Consider the following 23,415-nt stretch of genomic DNA (forward strand, 5'->3'; position numbering starts at 1 on the left):
CTCAACCTTTAATGAACCTTAAAGAGAAGTGTGATTTTAATACATAAAAAACCCTTCGATAGTGAAATAACTATCGAAGGGTTTTTATCAATTCTAACAAATTATATTATCTGTATTATAATGCAAGTGTGAAAGTAAATGTTGTACCATCATTCTTCTGGCTGTGGGCGTAAATTTTCCCGTGAAGTCTATCTATAATAGCTTTAGCTATAGGTAATCCCAAGCCATAGCCACCGTTCTCCTGTGTTCTTGCAGGATCAGCCCTGTAAAAACGATCAAACAGTTTTGGCAAATTTTCTTTTGGTATGCTTTCGCCGCTGTTTTTTATTGAAAAGACAAGCTGATGCCTTGTTTTTTTCAATGTAATATCTATATAACCTTTTTCATCCGTATACTTTATCGCATTGTCCAGCAATATAGTAACCACCTGTTTAATTTTTTCACTGTCGCTTTTTATAATGATATTAGCTTCTACCTCTTGTAAAAGCGTAATGTCCTTTTCAAATATCACAGCCTCCATTGATAATACAACGTCACTCACCACCTGGCTGATATCAAAAGGTGCATGAAGTATTTTACTATTTGTATCCTCTGTCTTAGCCAAATATAGAAGATCGTTCACAAGCTTTCCCATTCTGTCCGTTTGGGTTTTTATATAATCAAGCCATTTTTTCTGACTTTTGATGGTTTCTTCCTGATTTGTAAGAAGGGCGTCAGAATTGGCATTTATAATGGCAAGGGGTGTTTTTAGCTCATGGGAAGCATCAGCAATGAATTGTTTTTGCTTCTCCCAAGCCTCCGCAATAGGCTCAATAGATCGACTAGCAAAGAAAAGACTAATTGCAAATATTACGCAAAGCATAATAATCCCTACAAAAAATAATGTAGTAAAAAGCTCCCTCAATGTTTTGTTGGAATCCGTAACATCTAAAAATGTAATCTGATAATTGTTTCCACTGGAATTTATTATGTTGGATTCTGGCCTTCCACGAATAACAATAGTGCCATTGACAGGTAAAATTTTGTATTGCCATCGCTTATCTTCAAGTGATATGACGCTATTTTTCTTTTTCCTATTTAGAGCAAGCTCCGTGGCTTTAAAATATGTTTCCTCTGGCATATCAACATGGGAGATTACTTTAAGAATCTTACCATCTGAATTTACAAACACATTGAAAGAAAGTGAAGAGTCCGAAGGAACCATTCCAATGACTATCTCCTCCTTTTTTGTGTTATTCGATAAGCCAAAGGGGCCTAAGTTTGGTTTTGAAGATAACAATTCCAGTTTATCTTGGTTTTTTGTTTGTACATTGTTATATGTTGTAATATAAATAACGGCAAAGGCGGTAATCATCACCACAGAAATAATTGACATATTCAGTATGAGAAATCGGTTGCGTAATTTTTTAAACATAGAATTCTCCATCCTTTGGCATTTTTAATACATAGCCTGCACCTCTCACCGTTTGAATGCTAACTGTAGATTTTATGCTGTTTAATTTTTTGCGAAGAAAGGATATATATACCTCAACATGATTATCTTCTGCATCGGTTTCGTAGCCCCAAAGCTTTTCGATAATGAAATTTTTCGAAATAATCATACCTTTTCGCTTGATTAAAATCTCTAACAGTTGGCATTCCTTTAAAGTCAGTTTAAACTCTTTGTTCCTACAGTTGAGATTTAAAGTGAGCTGATTGAGTTCAATATCTCCGTACTGTAAAATGTTATCGTTTATCAATTCATTTTTTCTACGCCCCAATGCACGCAATCGAGCCATTAATTCATCTGTGTGAAAGGGCTTTGGTAAATAGTCATCAGCCCCGCTGTCAAGACCTTTTACCTTATCTTCCGTTTCGCCTTTTGCCGTAAGTAATATCACTGGGGTTTCAATATAATTTCTACGCAATTCTTTCAGTACACTTATACCGTCTATCTTAGGAAGCATAATGTCGAGAATAATAATGTCATAAATACCAGAAAGTCCACAGTCTAAGCCATACTCACCATCAAAAGCCAAATCGACACTGTAATTATTTTTTTTTAGGACTTGCTCTATGGCTTCTGCCATGTATTTTTCATCTTCAACCATTAAAACTCTCATACACTTACCTATTCCTCCTTTTTATTATAGTTTTTTCAAACGTCTATACTATCACTCCATTATAAATGCCATACCTTTAATGAATCTTAAATGAAATAAATCTTAAATAAAAATTCTTTTGTATAGCTATATCATATAAAATTTTTCAAATACTAAATTTTTTTATTTTTTGATACAAAATTATATCACTATTTTAAAAAGCATTCAATTGTGTTTAATGTAATTCCACATATTTCATCTAAGCGCACTTTCACAATGTACACATATAAATTTTTCAAATGTGGTTCTTCTATTCTAAGACAAATATTTTTACAATAGTTAAAACGGCGCAAAAGAAGAAAAGTTAAAATTAAATTCTAATTTTAACTTTTCTTCTTTTATCATATTTTTTTAGGAGCTATATTCCAAATTTCTTTTGCATATTCCTCTATGGTTCTATCACTGCTAAACTTTCCTGCATTTGAAATATTCATTAGAGCTTTTTTAGCCCATCCGCGCCTATCTCTGTACGCTTTATCTACTCTATATTGAGCTTCTATATAATCTTTAAAGTCTCTAAGTATAAAATAATTATCTGCCTTATGCCAGCTTGCACCTTCAAGTAAAGATGTGTGCAATTCTTTAAAGCTACCATTTCCTCCATCGTCAAAAGTACCATCAATTAAGGTATCTACAACTCTCTTTAATCCTGGAACAGTTTCATAATATTCCTTAGGATTATAAGTATCCTTAATTTTTTCAATTTCCTCCACTCTAGCTCCAAAAATAAAGTTATTTTCTTCTCCTGCTTCTTGGACTATCTCCACATTAGCACCATCGTAAGTTCCGATGGTTGGAGTTCCATTTAGCATAAATTTCATATTGCCAGTTCCTGAAGCTTCCTTTCCTGCTGTAGATATTTGTTCAGAAATATCCGCTGCTGGAAACAATTTTTCAGCATAAGAAACTCTATAATTCTCCACGAATACAACTTTTATTTTATCCTTTATTTCAGAATCATTATTTACAAGTTTTGCAATTTCATTAATAAATTTTATTATAGCCTTTGCTCTAACATATCCCGGTGCAGCCTTTGCTCCAAATATAAAAGTCCTTGGGACAATGTCCATATTAGGATTTTCTTTTAGTTTAAAATATAGATCTAATATACCAAAAGCGTTAAGAAGTTGTCTTTTGTATTCGTGTAACCTTTTAATTTGTATATCAAATAATGAGTCTGGATTTATACTAATCCCTTCTTGTTCTTTAATATATTTTGCTAATCGCTCTTTATTAGCCTTTTTTATTTCTAATAATTTATCTAGTACTGATGGATCTTCTATATACTGCTCCAGCTTTTTTAATTCATGAAGGTTAGTAATCCAATTACTGTTTCCTAGGAGCTCTGTTATTAATTTTGATAGCTCCCTATTTGTTAAAAGTAGCCATCTTCTAGGAGTGATACCATTAGTCTTGTTTTGGAATCTATTTGGGTAAAGCTCATGCCAATCTTTTAACTCTTGATACTTTAATATATCCGTATGAAGCTTAGCCACACCATTTGTAACATGAGTTCCATGAATTGCAAGATAAGCCATTCTAATCTTGTCCTCATTTATTATCCTCATAGAATGGATTTTTTCTTTTGAATACTTCTTTTCCATAAGTTCTTCATTAAATATTTTATCTATATCCTTAATTATCTCATAAATTCGAGGAAGTAACCTTTCATAAAGCTCCACATTCCACTCCTCAAGAGCCTCTTTTAATATAGTGTGATTTGTATAGGAAAAAGTGTTGACTACAACATTCCAAGCATCTTCCCATAGTAAACCTTCCTCATCTGTTAATATTCTCATAAGCTCTGGTATGGCTACAACTGGATGGGTATCATTAAGCTGTATTGCATTATATTTAGCAAATTCTTTAAAATTATTTCCATGTACTTTTTTAAACTTTTTAAGTATATCATTCAATCCTGCAGAAACAAAAAAATATTGTTGCTTCAATCTAAGAATTTTACCTTCTTCAGTAGAATCATTTGGGTATAATACCCTAGAAATATCTTCAGCCCTATTCTTTTCTTTTACTGCCTCATCATATTTTTGAGAATTAAATAATTTAAAATCGAAATCTACCAAAGGTTCTGCTTTAAAAAGTCTAAGCTTATTTATGTTTTTTGTACTATAACCTATAATGGGTGTATCATACGGCACAGCTTTAACTTTGCCATCAGCAAACTCTACAATAACAGTATCTTCTTCTCGCCTAATAGACCATGGGTCGCCATATTTCAACCAGTCATCTTCTTCCTCTACTTGAAAACCATCTATAAAACTTTGTTTAAATAATCCATAACTATACCTAATTCCATAGCCCGTTAACGGTAAGTTTTTTGTAGCTGCTGACTCCATAAAACAAGCCGCTAGTCTTCCAAGTCCTCCATTCCCAAGGCCTGCATCTTCTTCCGCCTCTTCTATTTCGTTAATATCTATACCTAATTCTTTCAAAACTTCTTCTACTTCATCATAAATTCCTAAATTCATTAAATTATTTCCTAAAGCTCTTCCCATCAAAAACTCTGCTGATAAATAGTAGGCTTGTTTTCCTTTATCATAAGCACTTTCAGTTTCTTCCCAGTTAACAATTATAGTTTCCATAATAGCTTTTGAAAGTGCATTATACTTTTCATAATTTTTTGCTTTAGCTAAAGATTTGCCATAGTCTATTTTAATAATTCTTTCTATAGCTATCTTAAGTTCCTTAGTATTAATCATATTACTCCTACCTTCCATATAGTTTTGTAATATCATAAATATTTTTAACTAATCCCTCTGTTAAATCCTCCGTCTTAACCCTCCACTGCCAATTCCCACCTATAGTTGATGGAACATTCATTCTAGCTTCAGTTGATAGTCCTAAATAATCCTGCATCTGTATTACAGCAAGATTTGCAACTGAACTTAAGGCTCCTCTTATGAATCCCCAATTGTAGCCTTCCTCTTTTGTTAATTTCAGATATTTTATAGCAAACTCCACATCTTTTTCATTTGTATTTTCAAGCCATCCATTGACAGTATCATTATCATGAGTTCCAGTGTATACCACACAATTTTTATCATAATTATGTGGCAAATAATCACTTTCTTCTCTAGTATCAAAAGCAAATTCTAAGATTTTCATTCCAGGATATCCAGAAGCAATTCTAAAATCAATAACTTCTTTAGTTAGAAATCCTAAATCTTCTGCTATTATTTCAATTTCTCCTAATTCTTCTTTTATTTTATTAAATAGTTTCATTCCCGGTCCCTTAACCCATTTTCCATTTATTGCAGTATCTTCTTTTGCTGGTACTTCCCAATAAGATTCAAATCCTCTGAAATGATCTATTCTTGTGATATCATATATTTTACTACTTGCTTTAATTCTCTCTATCCACCAAGCATATCCTGTCTTATCCAGGTAGTCCCATCTATATATAGGATTTCCCCACAATTGTCCTGTCGGTGAAAAAGCATCCGGCGGACATCCAGAGACAACAGTAGGATTTTTATTTTCATCTAAAACAAACACTTCACTATTTGCCCAAGTATCAGCACTATCTGTTGCTACGTAAATTGGTATATCTCCTATGATCTTTATTCCTTTATGGTTTGCATAGTTTTTTAATTCCATCCATTGTTTGAAAAATATATATTGTAAAAACATCCAATAATCTATTTCTTCTTTTAATTCTTCTTTGTATTTTTTTAAAACTTCTTCATCTCTTAACTTAATTTCTTCATCCCATTCCTGCCAAGGCTTTAAGCTAAATTTTTCTTTTATACTCATATATAAAACATAGTCTTCTATCCATAATTTATTTTCTTCTCTAAACCTTTTTATCTCATTTTCATATTTACCTTTACTATTTTTGAAAGCTTTTTTTAAAATAGGCATCTTGTTTTTAAATATTTTATTATAATCTACCTTGGTACAATCTTCACCAAAATCTATATTTTCATAATCCTCATCTTTTAATAATCCCATTTCTGTAAGCAATGGCAAATCTATAAGATATGGATTGCCTGCAAAAGCTGAATAGGATTGATAAGGTGAATCACCGTAGCCTGTGGGTCCAATAGGTAGTATTTGCCAATATTTTTGCCCTGATTTCTCTAAAAAATCTACAAAATCATATGCTTCTTTTCCAAAGGTCCCAATACCATAGGGACTTGGTAGCGATGTAATATGCATTAAAATACCACTGCTTCTTGTAATCATCAACTTTCTCCTTTTTCCTTATAAATAGATTATTTTCTTAATAATATTTCCATCTACATCTACTATGTCAAAGCTTATTTTTTTCACTAATTTATTCCCTTTATTTTTAACTTCTATTTCGTAATCCTCATTATTTTTTCTAATGCATATAATTATTTCTGAATACTTACCTTTTTTAAAATCGTAGCTATTTCCATCATCATCATAATATATATAATTTGCCTCATTTTCTACAAAGGCTATTACATTTAATTCTGCGCTATCTAAGCTCTCTACATTGTGAGAAGATTTGCCTAAAACTAAAATTTTATTTTTTCTAATAAATAATGGAATCTCATCAAAATCAACATTCAAATAATTATGTCCTTTTTTAACCACTTCATATTTTCTATTCCTGTAATCCCTTACTTTCCATAAAAGCATGTCCTCTGGAAGATAAACATATCTTCCCACCGCATTTTCTTCATAAACAGGAGCAATCATTAAACTTTCACCTAATAAAAGTTGATTCTCTATTCTTCTTGACATTTCATCATTATATTCAAAGGAAATTGGCATAAAATACATGTTTCTATTATTAATTGCCTTCATATATTCTGAATAAATATAAGGGATCAATGCATATCTAAATTCTATTGCTTTTGTAATAATTTCTTTAGTATTCTCACCAAATGAGTATGGTTCTTGGCTCCTAGTTCCCATGGCTGAATGATTTCTAAATAAAGGTGTAAATATACTAAATTGATTCCACCTTATAACTAATTGCTCATTAGCATCACTACCAAAACCACCTGTATCTGCTCCAATATAGAAAAAACCACACATATTTAAAGAAGGCATCATTTTTATATTTAACAAAATGTGTTCCCACCAAGAGTGGTTATCCCCTGTCCATATGCCACCATACCTATGCATTCCTATATATGAAGCTCGTGAAAATAGTAAAAATCTTTTATTAGAATTAATTTTTCTAAAAGCTTCCCCAGCACTTCTTGTCATGTTGTAACCATAAAGATTATGAACCTTATAATGATTAACAATATTTCCATTCATATTGTGATAAAAACCTTTGTAATCCGCTATATTGTTAGCCATCTTTGAAAATACATCTTGTAATGCAAAGAAAGAGTGTATATCTAAGTTCTCTTTTTCAGAAGCCTTTGCAGTTTCAACAGCTTCCTTTAAACCTCTAGGAGTATAAAATATAGCTGGTTCATTCATGTCATTCCAAAAGCCTTCAATTCCTAAATCCGTTAGGAATTTATATTTTAGTCCAAACCACTCTCTAGCTTTACTATTTAAAAAATCTGGAAAATGGCATACTCCTGGCCAAACTGCTGCTATAAATGGTTCTCCCTTGTCATCAGCACAAAAATATTTATTTTCTATACCTTCTTCATAAACTTCATAACCCTTTTCTATCTTAACCCCTGCATCAATTATAGGTATAAGTCTAAAACCCTTTTCTTTTATTTCCTTTACGAAACCTTTAAAATTTGGAAAAGCATCCTTATCTATAGTAAAATCTTTGAATCTCTCCATATAATCTATATCAAGGCAAATTGCATCACAAGGAATTTTATTCTCAATAAATTTCTCTGCAATTTCTTTAATATCTTTTGAATCTTTATAACCCCATCTTGATTGTTGATATCCAAAAGCCCATTTAGGAGGAACATAACTTTCTCCTATAATACCTAGAAATTCTCTTACAATATTTTTAGGAGATTTTCCCTTAATTATATAAACATCTACGTTACTTTCTTCTACAATAATCTTTAACTTATTTTTCTTTGAAAACCCTATATCAAATGTTACCTTTCCTGGATAGTCTACAAAAACACCGAATTTATTATCTCCATCTATTACTATAAAATTGTGAGCCCCATATAAAGATTTCTTATCAGGGGTATGCCTTGGATCATCACTGCAGAAAGATTCATATATACCCCCCTTTTTATTCATTCCCCTTTGATTTTCTCCAAGACCCCATATAACATCTTGTGTATTCATATCATAATCAAGTTCTAGCTCTTGATTATACTTTACTTTTAAAAATTCTAAAGAATCCCTAAAGCACTCTTCTCCAGTTAAAACTACAGCTTCTGTATTTATAGGTTTTCCAAAGGTATACTTAGTTACACTCTCAGTTATTTTAAATACTTTCATTTCTTCACCCCACCTATTGTTTAATTAATTAAATATGATCATCAATATCACCGCATTGCTTAACAAAGATATATTAAATTAAATTTTATTTAATAGACCCTTGTGTAACACCTTTTACAATGTGTTTTTGAGCAAATAAATAGAATATAATTATAGGAATCATACCTAGCACAAGCCCTGCTAATGCTAAATTCCACTGCTTTGAATATTGCCCAAAAAAGTAAAACATCTTTAAGGGAAGCGTATGCCATTTAGGCCTGTTTATAACTAATTGAGGTAATAAAAAGTCGTTCCATATCCACATTGCATTTAAAATACTTACTGTAACAGTTATTGGTTTTAATAATGGAAAAACAATTAACCAAAATATTTGAAACTTGTTACATCCATCTATGGTAGCCGCCTCTTCTAACTCCACTGGTATATTTTTTATAAATCCATGATACATTATTATAGATAAACTTGATCCAAATCCTAAATACATAAATACTAGCCCTGCTGGATTTAATAAGTTCAATTTCCCCATCAAGTTAATAAGAGGTAACATTACTGATTGAAAAGGTATTAGCATAGCTCCTGCAAATAAAAAGAATAAAAATTTGCTTATTTTTGTTTTTGATCTTACTAACATCCAAGCTGCCATTGAAGCAAATATAACTATAATCACAGTACTCACTACTGTAATTAGTAAAGAATTCATAAAGGAGTGAAGAAAGTTTAAATCTTTAAATGCCTGAAAGTAATTATTTAAAGTAAAGGTATCTTTTCCAGGTAAACCTATAACATTACTATAAATACCTTTTTGAGTTTTAAAAGAGTTTATAAAGGCAATATATAGTGGTGCTAAAAATGTAAGAGCTGTAAATATTGCTAATATACTCCACCCTACTTTTTTTGAAGTAGCTTCTCTCATTACATTTCTACCTCCTTTTTCTTACTGAAATTTAATTGAGTTAAAGTTATGGCTGCTACAGTAATCAAGAATATTACTGCCTTAGCTTGCGCTATACCAAACTCGTTATATACAAAGGCTGAATTATAGATATTAAGAGCTAACATTTGTGTAGAATTATATGGCCCTCCCGCTGTAAGTGATAAGTTTTGATCAAACAATTTAAAAGAATTGGATAATGTTAAAAAAAGTCCAACAGTAAAAGCTGGTGCAACTAAAGGTATGGTTATATTAATAAGTTTTTGAAATCCATTAGCTCCATCTATTTCTGCTGCTTCTTTTAAGCTCTCAGGAATACCTTCTAGAGCTGCTATATAAACTACCATCATGTATCCTGACATTTGCCAAGACATCAATATAACAAGTCCCCAAAAACCAGTTGCTGTAGTAGAAAGCCATCCTCTTAAAAATTCCCATCCAAGTTTAGCACCGATAGAATCAAAAGCCTTTGTAAATATAAACTGCCATATAAATCCTAATATAAGTCCCCCCACCATATTAGGCATAAAAAATATGCTTCTTAAAATGTTACTTGTTTTCATTCCTCTAGTAACTAATAGTGCTAATCCAAAGCCAATTAAATTAATTGTAATAACAGATACCAAAGAAAAAGTTGCTGTAAATACAAAGGCTTGTATAAATCCATTTCCTTCTTTAAATATCTCTATATAATTTGAAACTCCAACAAAAGTGGCCTTATTCTCTATGCCATTCCAATCTGTAAAAGAATAATATACTCCTGTTATAGCCGGTATGACTACAACCAGTAAAAATGCAATTAGTATGGGTCCAACAAAGAAACTAAACCATAATTTTGATTTTTTCATAGTGACCTCCTTATGTCGATTTCTATATAATTTGAGGAAGGAAATAATCCCTTCCCCTAATTAATTTATTTTTTTTCCTTTCTCGCTTTCTCCCACTTAGCTTGAGCTGTCTTTATAGCCTCATCCCACTCAACTTCTCCAGCTAAATATTTTTGAACCTCTTGTCCAAGAACATCCATTCCCCAACCAGTTGGATATCCCATGAACACCCATGGTAATGATTTTCCTTCTTGAGCGTATCTATTTACAGCGGCACCTAAAGAATCCTTAGGTTGGAAGTTTTCATAACCTTTAAATGGAGGTATGAAGAAGAATTTGTTAACAACATAATCTTTTCCTTTTTCAGAAGTATATAACCAATTCAAAAAGTCTTTAGCTGCAGCTTGTTGTTCTGGTGAAACTTTGTTATTAACTGCCCAGTACATAGGAACTCCTACTGGTATTGAATCTTCTTTTACTCCTTTAATTGGTATTGGTAAAATGTCTAATTGTTCTGCAACCTTTGCATCTATCTTTTGAACATCGTTATAAACCCAGTTACCTTGTTGTATAATAGCAACACGTTCTATAGCTAAACCTTGGCCAACTTGAGTTGCATAGTCTATTGCATTTAATTTTCCTTTAGATTTAGCATTTGGTGAATAATTAGCTTGTAAGTCGTATAACGCTTTTAACGCATCACCATGTTTAAAATCTACTTTTTTAGCTGCGAAAGCATCAAGAGCGCTATTGAATTCTTGAGATAAAACTGCATTTGATGTATGAAGTCCAGTTATCCAAGTTTCCTTAGCAGGCATTTCGAATACTGCTTCTAATTTAGGATATTTATCTTTTAATTCATTAGCTTTTATCTTATTATCAAGCTTTTTAACTGCTGCTTCTAAACTTGCATAATCCTTAATAGCCTTTGTATCAATTCCAGCAGCTTCAAATATGCCTTTATTATATATGAAACCATATCCTTCAAGTGCAAATGGCATTCCATAAACTTTGTTATCTACAGTTACTCCTGGTAATACTCCCTCAACAGCTTTACTTACCCAAGGTTCTTTAGATAAATCCGCCAGTCTTGGCTGCCAGTCTTTAACGTCTTGTGGCCCACCTATATTAAATATTGCTGGCTCTTCACCTGATTGCATTTTAGCTCTAAGTGCAGCACCGTAATCATCTCCACCGCCTACAGTTTGAATGTTTATTGTAACCCCTGGATGTTCTGCAGAATAAGCTTTTGCAGCTTCTTCAAGTTCTTTAGCAATTTCTACTTTAAATTGGAATATATTTAATGCTACTTCTTTTTTGCCATCTGCTGCTAGTTTTTGCGCAGAATTGTCCACCTGTTTTGATGAGCATCCTCCTAACAATAAGCTCGAAATAACCAATGTTGAAGAAAGAGCTAATGCAACAATTTTCTTAATTTTTTTCATAAATATTCCCCTCCCAAATTATTCTAAATACCTATATTTTCTTCACTGTCAAAATCAAAAATATGACAGTTATCCATGTGAAGCACAAAAGTTTCTTCTTGTCCAATATTTATTAAATTAGCTTTTAAAGAGTCTACTTTCCCAATAAATTGAGTTCCAAAGAAATCAAAATATACAAATGCTTCATTTCCCATATTTTCAATTACAGCAACTCTCCCCTTAATCTTTACAGTAGATTCTCCTTCTTCTAAATTAATATGTTCAGGCCTTATGCCAAAGTAAACTTTTTTGCCTACATGATTTTTAAATTTATCAGCCTTGCTCTGTGGTAACTGTAACTCTACACCTCCTATTTTTATAGCTATAAATCCATTATTAATTAACTCTCCTTCTATAATGTTCATAGCAGGAGAACCAATAAACCCAGCTACAAATTTATTTGCAGGATACTTGTACAAATTAAGTGGTGTATCAACCTGCATGACTCTACCTAAGTTCATTACACATATTCTATCCCCCATAGTCATTGCTTCTACTTGGTCATGAGTAACATATATCATTGTAGTTTTTAGCTTGTTATGAAGTTTTGAAAGTTGAACCCTCATGTGAACTCTTAGTTTTGCATCTAAGTTAGATAAAGGTTCATCAAATAGAAACACATCTGGATCTCTTACTATTGCCCTTCCTACGGCAACCCTCTGTCTTTGTCCACCTGACAATTCTTTGGGTTTTCTTTTTAAAACTTCTTCTAAGTCTAAAATTCTTGCAGCTTCTTTAACTTTTTCATCTATAACATCTTTGGGAGTTTTCTTTATCTTTAAAGAAAATGCCATATTATCATAAACAGTCATATGTGGATATAATGCATAGTTCTGAAAAACCATTGCAATTCCCCTATCCTTTGCTGGTATATCGTTTACTAAATTATCACCAATATAAATTTTCCCTCCTGATATTTCTTCAAGACCAGCTATCATTCTTAAAGTAGTGGATTTTGCACATCCTGATGGCCCTACAAATACCATAAACTCTCCATCATTTACTTCTAAGTTAATTCCATGTACAGCCTTAAATCCATTAGGATAAACTTTTTCAACTTTTTCTAAAATAACCTTAGCCATGGTTTACCTCCTATAATATTTTTTTGCAAGACTCTCTTTCCAATAATTTTGTCTCAAATACCACATGATTATATTTTTCTTTTTTATTTATTAAATCAAATAAAATTTCTATGCTCTTTTTCCCCATTTCTTCTACAGGTTGTTCTATAGTAGTTAATGAAGGATGAAAATATTGCGAATAATCTATTCCATCAAATCCCACTACAGAAATATCTTCTGGTATTCTAAGTCCTCTACTTAATATTGCTTTTGAGGCTCCTATAGCCATAATATCAGCGGTAACAAATACAGCTGTTATATTTAAATTTTTATCTATTAATCTATTCATGGAGTCAAATCCTGTTTGAAAAGTATATTCTCCTATTTCTACCATCCTTGAATCATAAGCTACATTGTTCTTCAAAAGTGCTTCCTTATAACCTTGAAACCTTAGTTTCCCCACACCTTTATCTTCTTCTCCTGTAGTTATAATTCCAATATTTTTATGTCCTAGTTTGCATATGTAATCTACTGCCTTAAACGCCGCCTTATCATTTTCTATAATTACACTAGAAAAATATTTTTTATTTAAATTTTCTATAATGCTTGTAGATGTTAAAACTAGTGGAGTTTTTAAATCTAATAACTTTTTTTCATCTAAATTATCAAAGTAACCTCCAAGACAAATTAATCCTTTTAGTTTTTTTTCCTTTATAAGTTCAATAGCTGCATCAAAATCGTTAGGATTACTTTCGTTATAATGAAGAATCATAGCGTATCCATTTTCATCTATTTTCTCTTCTATGGATTTTATCATCTTTGAAAAGAATGGATTGTGAATACCTTTAACCAAAACTCCAATATTATTTGAAGTATTTCTCTTTAAATTTCTTGCACTATTATTAGGTATATAGTTAAGTTCTTCAATTACCTTTAAAACTTTTGCTCTAATTTCACCCTTCACATCAGGATGATTATTTAATACTCTAGATACTGTACTTACCCCTACTCCTGCGATTCTAGATATATCCTTAATCGTTAGATTATCCATAGTAAACCCTACCTCCAAAGCATGACAAACATTTTAGTAAACCTTATCATGCAGATTATAAAATTATATTAGCCCTATGTTATTTACTCATTTAAAACACTTTAAATATAAAATTCCATTTTGGTAACGTTATTGGTAACGTTACCAGGAATTAATTCCATTATAACACATTTCTAAAATTAATGAACCATTTTTATTATTTTTTATAATAAATGTTTATTTTTACAAGTTAAATCCTGGTTCAGTGTCATATATTACTTTCTAAAACATTCTAACTTATGCATAAATTTATCTTTAGAGGTACTACAAATATTAGTTATAATAGAAAAATTATGCTTGCGAGCACTCTTTTAATTAATGAAAATAACTGTAATTTATTTATTCATAAGTAAAAAAAATAATTTTAGGACAAAATACTTTAGAAAGGAGGCTGAGTCAATGGGTTTATCTTTAAATTTAAATGAAAACATTCAATTAGTAAAACAACAACTAGCGGTAGATAAAAGCTTTGATGTAATAGGTAGAGATATTACAGTTGGAGATGTAAATGCTTATTTAGTTTTTATTGATGGCTTTGCAAAAGATCAAATTTTGCTTTTCATACTAGAAAGACTTCAAAGTTTGAAAAAAGAAGATATTTCTGTTGATGCTATAACCAAACTTCTTCAAACTGAAATTGCATACATAGAAGTAGATACCTTTAACACCTTCGAACCAATGAAAACCTCAGTACTATCTGGTGGTGCCGCTTTATTTTTAGATGGTCAAAATGAAGGAATTTTACTAGATGTAAGAGAGTATCCTATAAGAAATCCTCAAGAACCTGACCTAGAAAAAGTTACAAGAGGCTCTAGGGATGGTCTTGTAGAAACTATTATTTTTAATACAGCATTAATACGAAGAAGACTCAGAGATCCTCGGTTAATATTTGAACTAAAGAGCGTAGGAAGTCAATCAAAAACTGATGTAGCCGTTGGTTATATTGATAATGTGGTTGACCATAAACTACTAGGTGAACTTAAAAACAAACTAGATGAAATAGATGTAAATGCACTTGTAATGGCAGAAAAAAATCTGGAAGAACTTCTGATTAAAAAGAAATGGTATAATCCACTTCCTCAGGTGAGATTCACTGAAAGACCTGACGTTGTAGCTGCCCACCTCCTTGAAGGACATATTGTAATAATAGTGGATACTTCTCCAAGTGTAATGCTTTTACCAGTAACAATATTTCATTTTACACAACATGCAGAGGACTACTATCAAAATCCTTTAGTAGGTACGTATTTAAGATGGATAAGATTCTTTGCTATGTTTTTAGCATTCATAATTTCACCTTTGTGGTTATTGTTAGTCTATAATCAGGAATTTTTGCCTTCTTGGCTTGCATTTATAGGTCCTAAAGAGGTTGGAAATATACCTCTTTTCATTCAATTTATTCTCTTAGAGTTTGGTTTAGATTTTTTAAGAACTGCATCTATTCATACTCCTGATACATTGTCAACATCCCTTGGTATTATAGGAGGTTTAGTATTGAGCGAATTAGCTGTAAAAGTTGGCTGGTTTGCTCCCGAATCCATATTATACATGGCTATTGCTGCTATAGGTACATTTTCATCACCAAGCATTGAGTTTGGTATGGCAATCCGTATATTTAGATTATTTTTAATAATATTAACAGGCTTATTTAAAACAATAGGATTTTTTGCAGGGTTAATAATTGTTTTAGTAATAATTTGCACAACAAAAGCTTTTGGAGATCAATCCTACCTATGGCCATTAATACCTTTTGACAGAAAAGCATTTTTTAATATGTTTTTAAGAAGACCAATACCTGAAATTAGAAATAAAAAATAAATAAAAGTTTTTTCACCAATAAAAATAGCACCTTGTATTTTTAATACAAGGTGCTATCAAATACCAAATCTTACTTTAACACTCTGAATGACTTCTATTTTATGTCCCCATTATCGTCTATTTCCCAACCACTTTTGCTAAAAGATCAATAATCTCATCTATTTTTTCGCTTCCTTTATCTTGTTCAAATGCCTGTCTAACACAATGATTCATGTGTTGTCTTATTATCAACAAATCAGCTTTCTTCAAAAGTGATTGAATTGCTAATATTTGATTTGAAACATCTACACAATATCTCTCATCTTCTATCATTTTTATTGCTGCTTCTATTTGACCTTTTGCTATTTTTAGTGACTGTAGAGCCTCTTTTTGTTCAATATTCATATTATCACTCCCTGAGCTATTTCATAATAGATGGTATAGTATGATGCAGTTATTTAAGCTCCTTTTGCCATCCTCATGAATCTCTTTGCTCCAAAATATCCCATAACTAATATACTTACGATGATACCTAAGATACTAAATTGTAATGCCATATGAGTAATTTGTGGAGTCAACACTGCTCTTAAAGCCTCATTTACATATACTAAAGGATTGATCAATACTAATTTTTGAATAATTGGTGTTGCAGCTAAATCACTCCATGAGAAGAATATAGCTCCCAAGAATACCATTGGCATTAAGAAACCAGGAAACATAGCTGCAATTTGCATTGGCTTTATAATGGTTCCTACTAGTAGTCCTAATGTTGCTGATGCAATAGATGTAAGTAACAAAATAGGAATTAGAATTAGTATACTTTGAAAATTTAATACAAGTTCTAAAGAATCTCCCATTAGAAGCAATGAAAAAGGTAATACAATTAGTCCACCAATCCAAGATTCTATGATACCTACAAACATTTTTGCTACTGCAACTGTTTTTATATTAACAGGAGCCATCAATCGGTCTTCTATTTCTCTAGAATTATTGAAATCCATTGTAAGAGGAACTCCAGTACCATGTATTCCTGTAACAATCATACTCATTCCAACCATACCTGAAAACATCTGAGTTGGAAATGTGGCTGGTACTAAGCCTATCTTTGGTAGTATATATCCATATGCCAATATCAGTATGAATGGTAACATAGCTACACGGAAAACAAATTCCCATTTGTCTCGAGCTTGTATCACCAAATCTCTCTTAACCATTGTTTTAAAAGCCATCCATGTCACATTTGTATTTGTATTAGTATTCTCATTATTTGTTTTAGCCATTATTAATGTCCCCCTTTCCAGTTAAATGAATGAATACATCATCAAGTGTACTTGTACTCAAACTTATATTTTCTAATGGAGCATTTAATGTTTTTACCCAATCAAGAATATTATTAAAATCAGGATGTTCGTTTTTCATATATAAAAGTAGTAATCCGTTTTGAATAACAGCATTTTCAACATCTTTCAAAGCTCTAGCCTTCTTAACAAAGCCATTTTTTAGTTCTGCTAATTTTATAGATACTATATTATTAGTAGGAATTAAAGCTTTTAACTCATCAGAAGTACCGATTGCTTTTAGTTCCCCTTGGTCAACTATTGCAATTCTATCACACAATTGTTCAGGTTCCTCCATATAGTGAGTTGTTAGGAATATAGTAGTACCTGACTTATTTAATTCAAGCATTTGTTCCCATAAAATAGTTCTATAGCTTGGATCCAGACCAGTTGTTGGTTCATCTAGAAATAAAATATCAGGATTATGCATGATCGCCCTTGCAATCTTTAATCGTTGTGCCATTCCACCAGAGTAGCTTCTCACATAATCGTGCTGACGATCTGTCAAGCCAAATCTCTCAAGATATTCATCCGCTCTTTTATTTGCAGTATTATTATCCATTCCAAAATATTTTGCATGATAGATAAGATTTTCTCTCGCAGTTAATCCTCTATCTAAGTTATTGTGCTGAGCTACCACACCAATCTTTCTACGAGCCAAAGCTGGATTTTTCACTAGTGATTCTCCGTCAATTAGAATATCACCAGAGGTAGCTTCTTTCTGTGTTGTAATCATACTTATAGTAGTACTTTTTCCTGCACCATTTGGCCCTAGGAATCCAAATACCTCACCTCGTCTCACATCAAAACTTATGCCTTTAACCGCTTGGATTTTTCGATCTTTGCCTAATGTGAATTCTTTCTTTAAATTTTTTACTTCTAAAATATTATTTGACATTACCTTACTCCTTTCTTATTTAAATACATTCTATAAATTAATTTTTGATAATGCTTTTATTTTATGTTACCCTCCCCCGGTGGGGGGTGGTGTACTTTTATAATAATACTTCTTTTCTCATATGTCAACTATTATTTTTTATTTTTTTATAATCTGTTTTACTAACCTGCCATATATCATCTCCTTTGCAATATCAATATACGGCATTACCTCACGTAATGGTCAAGAGGTTTTATTGAAGAAATTAATTTAAATTAAGATACAAAAAGCCCCAATTACCTTTTTAGATAATCGGGACTTTCATCCATTTAATATTGTTATTTTCTTTTTCCCACAAGTATAGTTAAATCTAATGTTATAGATGAGATATCTATTTCATGTGAGCTGTTTATTCCCTTAATGTTCTCCCCCCATGTTAATGGAGTCATTTTTATTAGAAAAGGCAAAAGTTCCTCATCAATACTAAATGTATAATTTATATTTTGAACGTATACAACTTCTAATTTACTTGTAAAATAGTCTACTACCTTATCATTAGAATAATTTTTATTTTTATAAATTGCTTCTCTTAATTCTTTAAGATATAGCTGCCCTGGGACTACCTTTATAATAATTCCCTCATCTGCTAATATCCTTTCAAATTCTAGATAATTAGCAGGAGAAAGTATATTTAATATCACATCAAAACTTCTATTTTCAAAAGGCAGTCTCGTTAAATCAGCCACAGTCCAAATAATATCACTACTATTATTTGATGCAATATTAATTCCTTCCTTGGATATATCAGCACCAAACATATTACATTTTAAGTCCCCACTAATTCTCTGAGAGAGACTATAAAGGTGAGACCCTTCTCCACATCCTGCATCTAAAATATCTAATTCTTTTTCGCCACCTGTGGATCTTTTATATTTATGAATTATCTTGCTTATTTCATCAATCAATGGGTCATAGAATTTCTTATCGCAAACTTTATGCCTAGCTTCAAATAATTCCTTGGAATATACAATGCTATATGCGGAAGTTAACAGATTCAAATAGCCCTTTCTTGATATATCAAAGCAGTGATTTGAACTACAAGTCAAACTATAGAAATTGTTTAAATACATAGGTTCACTGCATACAGGGCACTTAAATTTTTCTTGATTTTTTCTTATTAATTCTGATGCTCTATGCTTTTTTTTAACTTTATTAATATACATATTTTGAATTCACCTCATTTGATAATCTGATATGAATTCTCGAAAATAAACATCATAGACTAATATAAAAAAGCTGCAAATGAACATAATTCACCTGCAGCCCTTATATATTTCATTAATTACACACATCAAATATAGATTAAGAAAATAACCTTCTTAATGTTTGCAATGGAATATTTATTTAAGATCAGTATGATGCTCTTTATCAGAATCCTAAAATAATGTACAATAAATAAACCTAAAGTATTAGGTCTTTTTTCACCTTATCTTTATTTAGTTATTTAAATTAAACTAAATAACGGAATCTTATAAAGAAGTATCCCACTTTTAACACCTCATCCTTTTTAATTTTGACTAATTATATCATGAGATTGACTGATTATCAATAGGTATAGAGTATTACCGTTTCATCATCAAAAGATACGCTTTGATATTCTTAAATCTCAGCTAATGCTTGTCTTATATTAGATCATCATTGGATAATATTAATAAACTTCTATATATAATTTTTATTATAAAAACAAAAAAGCTTTGTAAAATTGATTAATCTTACAAAACTTTTAAACTAAAAAATAGGTAATTAGTTTAATTTTAAAGAAATTTTTGTAAATTCACTTTCATCTTCAGAAATTAAGTATAAACTAAATTCGTTTAAATTTTCTATTTCTGAAGCTGGTATAGAAAATTCAATGTTTTGCTTTCCATTAACTTCCGTTATTCTGCAATCTAGTATTATATTTGAAATATCAGCATAGGCATAAGATGCTTTTTCCCCTTCTATAGGAATTGAGAAATTAGTCAAATTAGTATTTGATTTTTTAAAAGTATTATCTTTTACATATGCAAACTTACTCTCTGAAAGATTAGAATAATCCTTTAAACTTTTGTTATAAGTGGAATTTTTCATTTCATCTACAGGAAAATAGTAATTTGAATGAGTGTATTCTGTAGACTCAAATAAAACTATATCTGGATTAAAAATATTTATATAATAATCATAATCAATTACATTATGGTAATTATGTATCATAACTAACTCTGAAAAACTTTCCGTAAGAAACTTCTCTCTCCCTTGAAAGTAACTTCCACCAAAAATAAGTATCTTAGGTGCATCTTTATTATTAGGATTTTTATAATGAGCAAAACTTCTAAACTTTTCAGATATCTTAATCTCATTATTAAAATCAGTAACATACACAGAATTATTCTTTTTTAAATTATAATGTGTAGTTTTTTCATCTATAGGGAAATATGAGGCTGGAAGAGTTGTATTAGTGTACTCTACAGCTTCATATTTATTGATATCAAATTTATCTACTCCTGAATCTAAATCATGTAATCTATCTAATATAGATGAAATTCCAATAATAGCTCCAGTTTCATTCCAATGACCAGCATCATATTTTTTATCAAAAACTTGCTTAGAATCTTTAGCATCCATCAAAGCTTCTCTAGTATATAAATAATTAATGTTTTTGTTTTTAAGAAGACTTAAAAAATAGCTAAGATTTTTATTGTCATAATTATACCCCTCTGGTAAAAATTCAGAGTATACAGTTGCTTTACTAGGTTCAACAGCATATAAAAATTTTATATCTCTATCTGTACAGTAATTTTGAAAATTTAATATAAAATCAGAATAAATTTCTTGAAATTTTTTGTCTAGTTTATTTTCTTGTAATTTCTGAAAAATATATCCATCTTTTCCGTACTGATAACTTGGATGTATCATTTCATCAAATAACAAATCCATCCCTTTAGTATATACATTAACCATTTCAGTTCTAAATCCTATACGATCTTCTATGTAATTTTCTGTATTTTCAGTAACACTACCTTGTAAAAATATCTCTGAAAAATCAATAAGTTCCCTATTATCTATACTTGAAACTTGATTAGGTTTTAAATTCATGTTAATTATAGGTAATGCAATAATAAAAAGAAATAAAACTATTCTAAAAAGATGTATTTTTTTCATACACTAACACCTCCTTTAAAACTGAAAGTAAATAAATGGGCTATATGTAGAATTAACTATAAATATTATTGTAATAATTAATAACATTCCAATAAATATTGTTTTTACTACTTCAGATATCTCTTTGTTCTGGTTTAACTTTAATGCATTACTAATTATAGGAGTTGAGCCTATAATGGATATAAGTATCCAAAAAGCCAATTTTTTATTAACAAAATAGCTAAATTGAAATGTAACTGTTGTAGCTTTATTTATCCCAAACATTATTGATAAATAATTTATTGCATCCCTTAAACCATTAGCTCTAAATAACACCCATCCTAATATAACAATAAACATAGTGATTGTTATTTTTATAAAAGAAGGAATTTTTACATACCATGTTTTTTTATTTATAAGCTTTTCAATAATTATAAATACACCATGCCATATTCCCCATGCAACAAAGTTCCATGAAGCTCCATGCCATAAACCTGTAACTAAAAAAACAATAAAAAGATTTAAATATGTATTACCTGTTCTATTTCCACCTAATGGTATGTAAAGATATTCTTTAAACCACGTAGATAAAGATATATGCCATCTTCTCCAAAATTCAGTTATAGATTTTGATATGTATGGATAATTAAAGTTTTCCATAAATTTAAATCCAAATAAATAACCTAACCCAATAGCCATATCGGAATATCCTGAAAAATCAAAGTATATTTGAAAAGTATAGCAAACAGCTCCTAACCATGCTGTAGGCTGATCAATTCCTGTATTTGAAAGTGAGAATATTGTATCAGTTATCCCAGCTAACACATCTGCAATGATTACTTTTTTTGATAGTCCTATAACAAATCTTTCAATACCATAACTAAAATATTCAATAGTTTCTTTTCTCTGTCTTATTTGATTATCTATATCTTTATATTTTACAATAGGACCTGCTATTAATTGAGGGAAAAATGATATATATAATGCAACAGAAAAAATATTTTTATTAACCTTTGCATCATTTCTATATATATCAATTATGTATGACATCCCCTGGAATGTAAAAAATGAAATACCTATAGGTAATATAATTTCCTTATATTGAAAACCAATATTAAAAATTTTATTAATATTTCCTATTGTAAATCCATAATATTTATAATAAAAAAGTAAACTTAAATTTAGTATTATACCAATTAATAAAATAATCTTTTTTAATTTTTCTTTTTCTTTTAACTTGTCAATAAGTAATCCAAATATATAGTTTATTAAAATACAACCACCTAATAATGGTAAATTTTCTATTCCTCCCCATGCATAAAATAATAAACTTGCAAAAAGAGATATATAATTTTTAAAGCTATTACCTGAAAAAAGATTACCTAAAGTATAATAAATCAACAAAGTTACTGGCAAAAATATAAAAATAAATATCTGAGAACTAAATACCATACTTTCCCTCCTCACGCTAAAACAATACAGTTTATTAATTATAGCCTACAACTCTTTATTATATACAACTTTGAGGAGCTTTTTTGGTTTATGAACAGATGTTTAACATAAAGTTTATAATTTTTTTTAATATAATTATATTTTTTTATATATTTATTTTATAATCAATTTCTTCTCATACTAATCCCATTGAAATAAATCCATAATATTTTTTGGTACTCGGTGCTCAGACATGCGTATTTACCTGAATAATTTATTTTAAAGAAAGAATATTAATAAAGTTTTGAGTTATAAATAATAACACAATTCTTTATAATTCATAATATGTATATATATAGAAGTTAAAATAGGAGTGTAAAATTAAAAATGAAAAGTTTCAAATCCTTTCATGGCACTATTACTATGATTTCTGATTTTTGGACAAATGCAACTGGCGAAGGATTAGGATGTTATAAATTAATGTCTGTAGAAAATGAAGATGGAAATTTAGTAAATTTCGTAGTGACACCATATACTTATTTTGTAGATCATGTAATGGTGGCAGCAGGAGATAATGTAACTGGGTTTTATGATGCAAATGCACCTGTTCCTCTAATTTACCCACCACAATTTCAAGCCATTGTTATGGCAAGAGATTCACAATACCAAAATGTGAAAGTAGATTATTTTAATAGTCAGTTGGTAAGTAGCGATAACCAATTAAAATTAAATATTGGTCCATATACTGAGATAGTATTAGAAAACGACCAACTCTTTACTAGAAACCCTGCAAATCGAAACCTAATTGTTGTCTATGGCCCTACAACAAGGAGTATACCAGCCCAAACCACACCATATAAAATTATTGTTATGTGCCGATAGTTTAA

The 23,415-nt window shown here is 30.3% G+C and carries 18 protein-coding genes; 2 read left to right on the forward strand and 16 right to left on the reverse strand.

Going from position 1 to position 23,415, the window contains the following annotated elements; genetic code table 11:
• Positions 1–115 precede the first annotated feature (115 nt).
• The 10 genes from KQI86_RS02965 to KQI86_RS03010 all read right to left on the reverse strand — a co-directional run bounded on the left by KQI86_RS02965 (position 116) and on the right by KQI86_RS03010 (position 13,867).
• Complete coding sequence (locus KQI86_RS02965; RefSeq protein WP_216437666.1) at positions 116–1,414, reverse strand: sensor histidine kinase; 1,299 nt, start codon at positions 1,412–1,414, stop codon at positions 116–118.
• Entirely contained in the window at positions 1,407–2,102 is a 696-nt protein-coding gene (locus KQI86_RS02970; protein ID WP_216437667.1) for a response regulator transcription factor, read from the reverse strand. Before KQI86_RS02970 ends, KQI86_RS02965 begins: the two co-directional genes overlap by 8 nt.
• Positions 2,103–2,482: 380 nt before the next feature.
• Positions 2,483–4,858 (reverse strand): glycogen/starch/alpha-glucan phosphorylase, encoded by a 2,376-nt coding sequence (locus tag KQI86_RS02975; protein WP_246582633.1) that lies wholly within the window; start codon positions 4,856–4,858, stop codon positions 2,483–2,485.
• Between the two features lie 7 nt (positions 4,859–4,865).
• A complete protein-coding gene (gene malQ / locus KQI86_RS02980; RefSeq protein WP_216437668.1) occupies positions 4,866–6,344 on the reverse strand; it encodes a 4-alpha-glucanotransferase in 1,479 nt (492 codons plus the stop codon).
• An 18-nt stretch (positions 6,345–6,362) separates the two neighbouring features.
• A complete protein-coding gene (locus tag KQI86_RS02985) occupies positions 6,363–8,513 on the reverse strand; it encodes a TIM-barrel domain-containing protein (RefSeq protein WP_216437669.1) in 2,151 nt (716 codons plus the stop codon).
• An 85-nt stretch (positions 8,514–8,598) separates the two neighbouring features.
• Positions 8,599–9,426, reverse strand: a complete 828-nt coding sequence (locus KQI86_RS02990; RefSeq protein ID WP_216437670.1) for a carbohydrate ABC transporter permease — start codon at positions 9,424–9,426, stop codon at positions 8,599–8,601.
• Positions 9,426–10,292 carry a carbohydrate ABC transporter permease gene (locus KQI86_RS02995; RefSeq protein ID WP_216437671.1) on the reverse strand — a complete coding sequence of 289 codons (867 nt, stop codon included), beginning with the start codon at positions 10,290–10,292 and terminating at the stop codon, positions 9,426–9,428. The genes KQI86_RS02990 and KQI86_RS02995 overlap by 1 nt, the downstream gene beginning before the upstream one ends.
• Before the next feature lie 65 nt (positions 10,293–10,357).
• Positions 10,358–11,716 carry an ABC transporter substrate-binding protein gene (locus KQI86_RS03000; protein WP_216437672.1) on the reverse strand — a complete coding sequence of 453 codons (1,359 nt, stop codon included), beginning with the start codon at positions 11,714–11,716 and terminating at the stop codon, positions 10,358–10,360.
• A gap of 23 nt (positions 11,717–11,739) precedes the next feature.
• Complete coding sequence (locus KQI86_RS03005; RefSeq protein ID WP_216437673.1) at positions 11,740–12,837, reverse strand: ABC transporter ATP-binding protein; 1,098 nt, start codon at positions 12,835–12,837, stop codon at positions 11,740–11,742.
• Between the two features lie 10 nt (positions 12,838–12,847).
• Complete coding sequence (locus tag KQI86_RS03010; RefSeq protein WP_216437674.1) at positions 12,848–13,867, reverse strand: LacI family DNA-binding transcriptional regulator; 1,020 nt, start codon at positions 13,865–13,867, stop codon at positions 12,848–12,850.
• Between the two features lie 438 nt (positions 13,868–14,305).
• On the opposite strand from KQI86_RS03010, the gene KQI86_RS03015 reads away from it, so the two are divergent.
• Positions 14,306–15,724 carry a spore germination protein gene (locus tag KQI86_RS03015; RefSeq protein ID WP_216437675.1) on the forward strand — a complete coding sequence of 473 codons (1,419 nt, stop codon included), beginning with the start codon at positions 14,306–14,308 and terminating at the stop codon, positions 15,722–15,724.
• A 117-nt stretch (positions 15,725–15,841) separates the two neighbouring features.
• On the opposite strand, the gene KQI86_RS03020 is transcribed toward KQI86_RS03015, so the two are convergent.
• The 6 genes from KQI86_RS03020 to KQI86_RS03045 form a co-directional block, all read right to left on the reverse strand.
• The gene (locus KQI86_RS03020; RefSeq protein ID WP_216437676.1) at positions 15,842–16,108 is read right to left on the reverse strand and encodes a metal-sensing transcriptional repressor; all 267 of its coding nucleotides are present in this window, start codon (positions 16,106–16,108) and stop codon (positions 15,842–15,844) included.
• A gap of 53 nt (positions 16,109–16,161) precedes the next feature.
• Positions 16,162–16,983 carry an ABC transporter permease gene (locus KQI86_RS03025; RefSeq protein ID WP_216437677.1) on the reverse strand — a complete coding sequence of 274 codons (822 nt, stop codon included), beginning with the start codon at positions 16,981–16,983 and terminating at the stop codon, positions 16,162–16,164.
• The gene (locus tag KQI86_RS03030; protein WP_216437678.1) at positions 16,976–17,938 is read right to left on the reverse strand and encodes an ABC transporter ATP-binding protein; all 963 of its coding nucleotides are present in this window, start codon (positions 17,936–17,938) and stop codon (positions 16,976–16,978) included. Before KQI86_RS03030 ends, KQI86_RS03025 begins: the two co-directional genes overlap by 8 nt.
• 317 nt (positions 17,939–18,255) lie before the next feature.
• Positions 18,256–19,140, reverse strand: coding sequence for a methyltransferase domain-containing protein (locus KQI86_RS03035; protein WP_216437679.1), 885 nt, complete (start codon positions 19,138–19,140; stop codon positions 18,256–18,258).
• A gap of 580 nt (positions 19,141–19,720) precedes the next feature.
• A complete protein-coding gene (locus KQI86_RS03040; protein ID WP_216437680.1) occupies positions 19,721–21,118 on the reverse strand; it encodes an alginate O-acetyltransferase AlgX-related protein in 1,398 nt (465 codons plus the stop codon).
• Positions 21,119–21,133: 15 nt separating this feature from the next.
• Positions 21,134–22,549 (reverse strand): MBOAT family O-acyltransferase, encoded by a 1,416-nt coding sequence (locus tag KQI86_RS03045; RefSeq protein ID WP_216437681.1) that lies wholly within the window; start codon positions 22,547–22,549, stop codon positions 21,134–21,136.
• Positions 22,550–22,915: 366 nt separating this feature from the next.
• Here KQI86_RS03045 and KQI86_RS03050 point away from each other — a divergent pair, with 366 nt between their 5' ends.
• A complete protein-coding gene (locus tag KQI86_RS03050) occupies positions 22,916–23,410 on the forward strand; it encodes a hypothetical protein (protein ID WP_216437682.1) in 495 nt (164 codons plus the stop codon).
• Positions 23,411–23,415 lie beyond the last annotated feature (5 nt).

The organism is Clostridium mobile, from assembly GCF_018918285.1.
In the GTDB taxonomy this organism is placed as follows: Bacteria; Bacillota; Clostridia; order Clostridiales; family Clostridiaceae; genus Clostridium_AW; species Clostridium_AW mobile.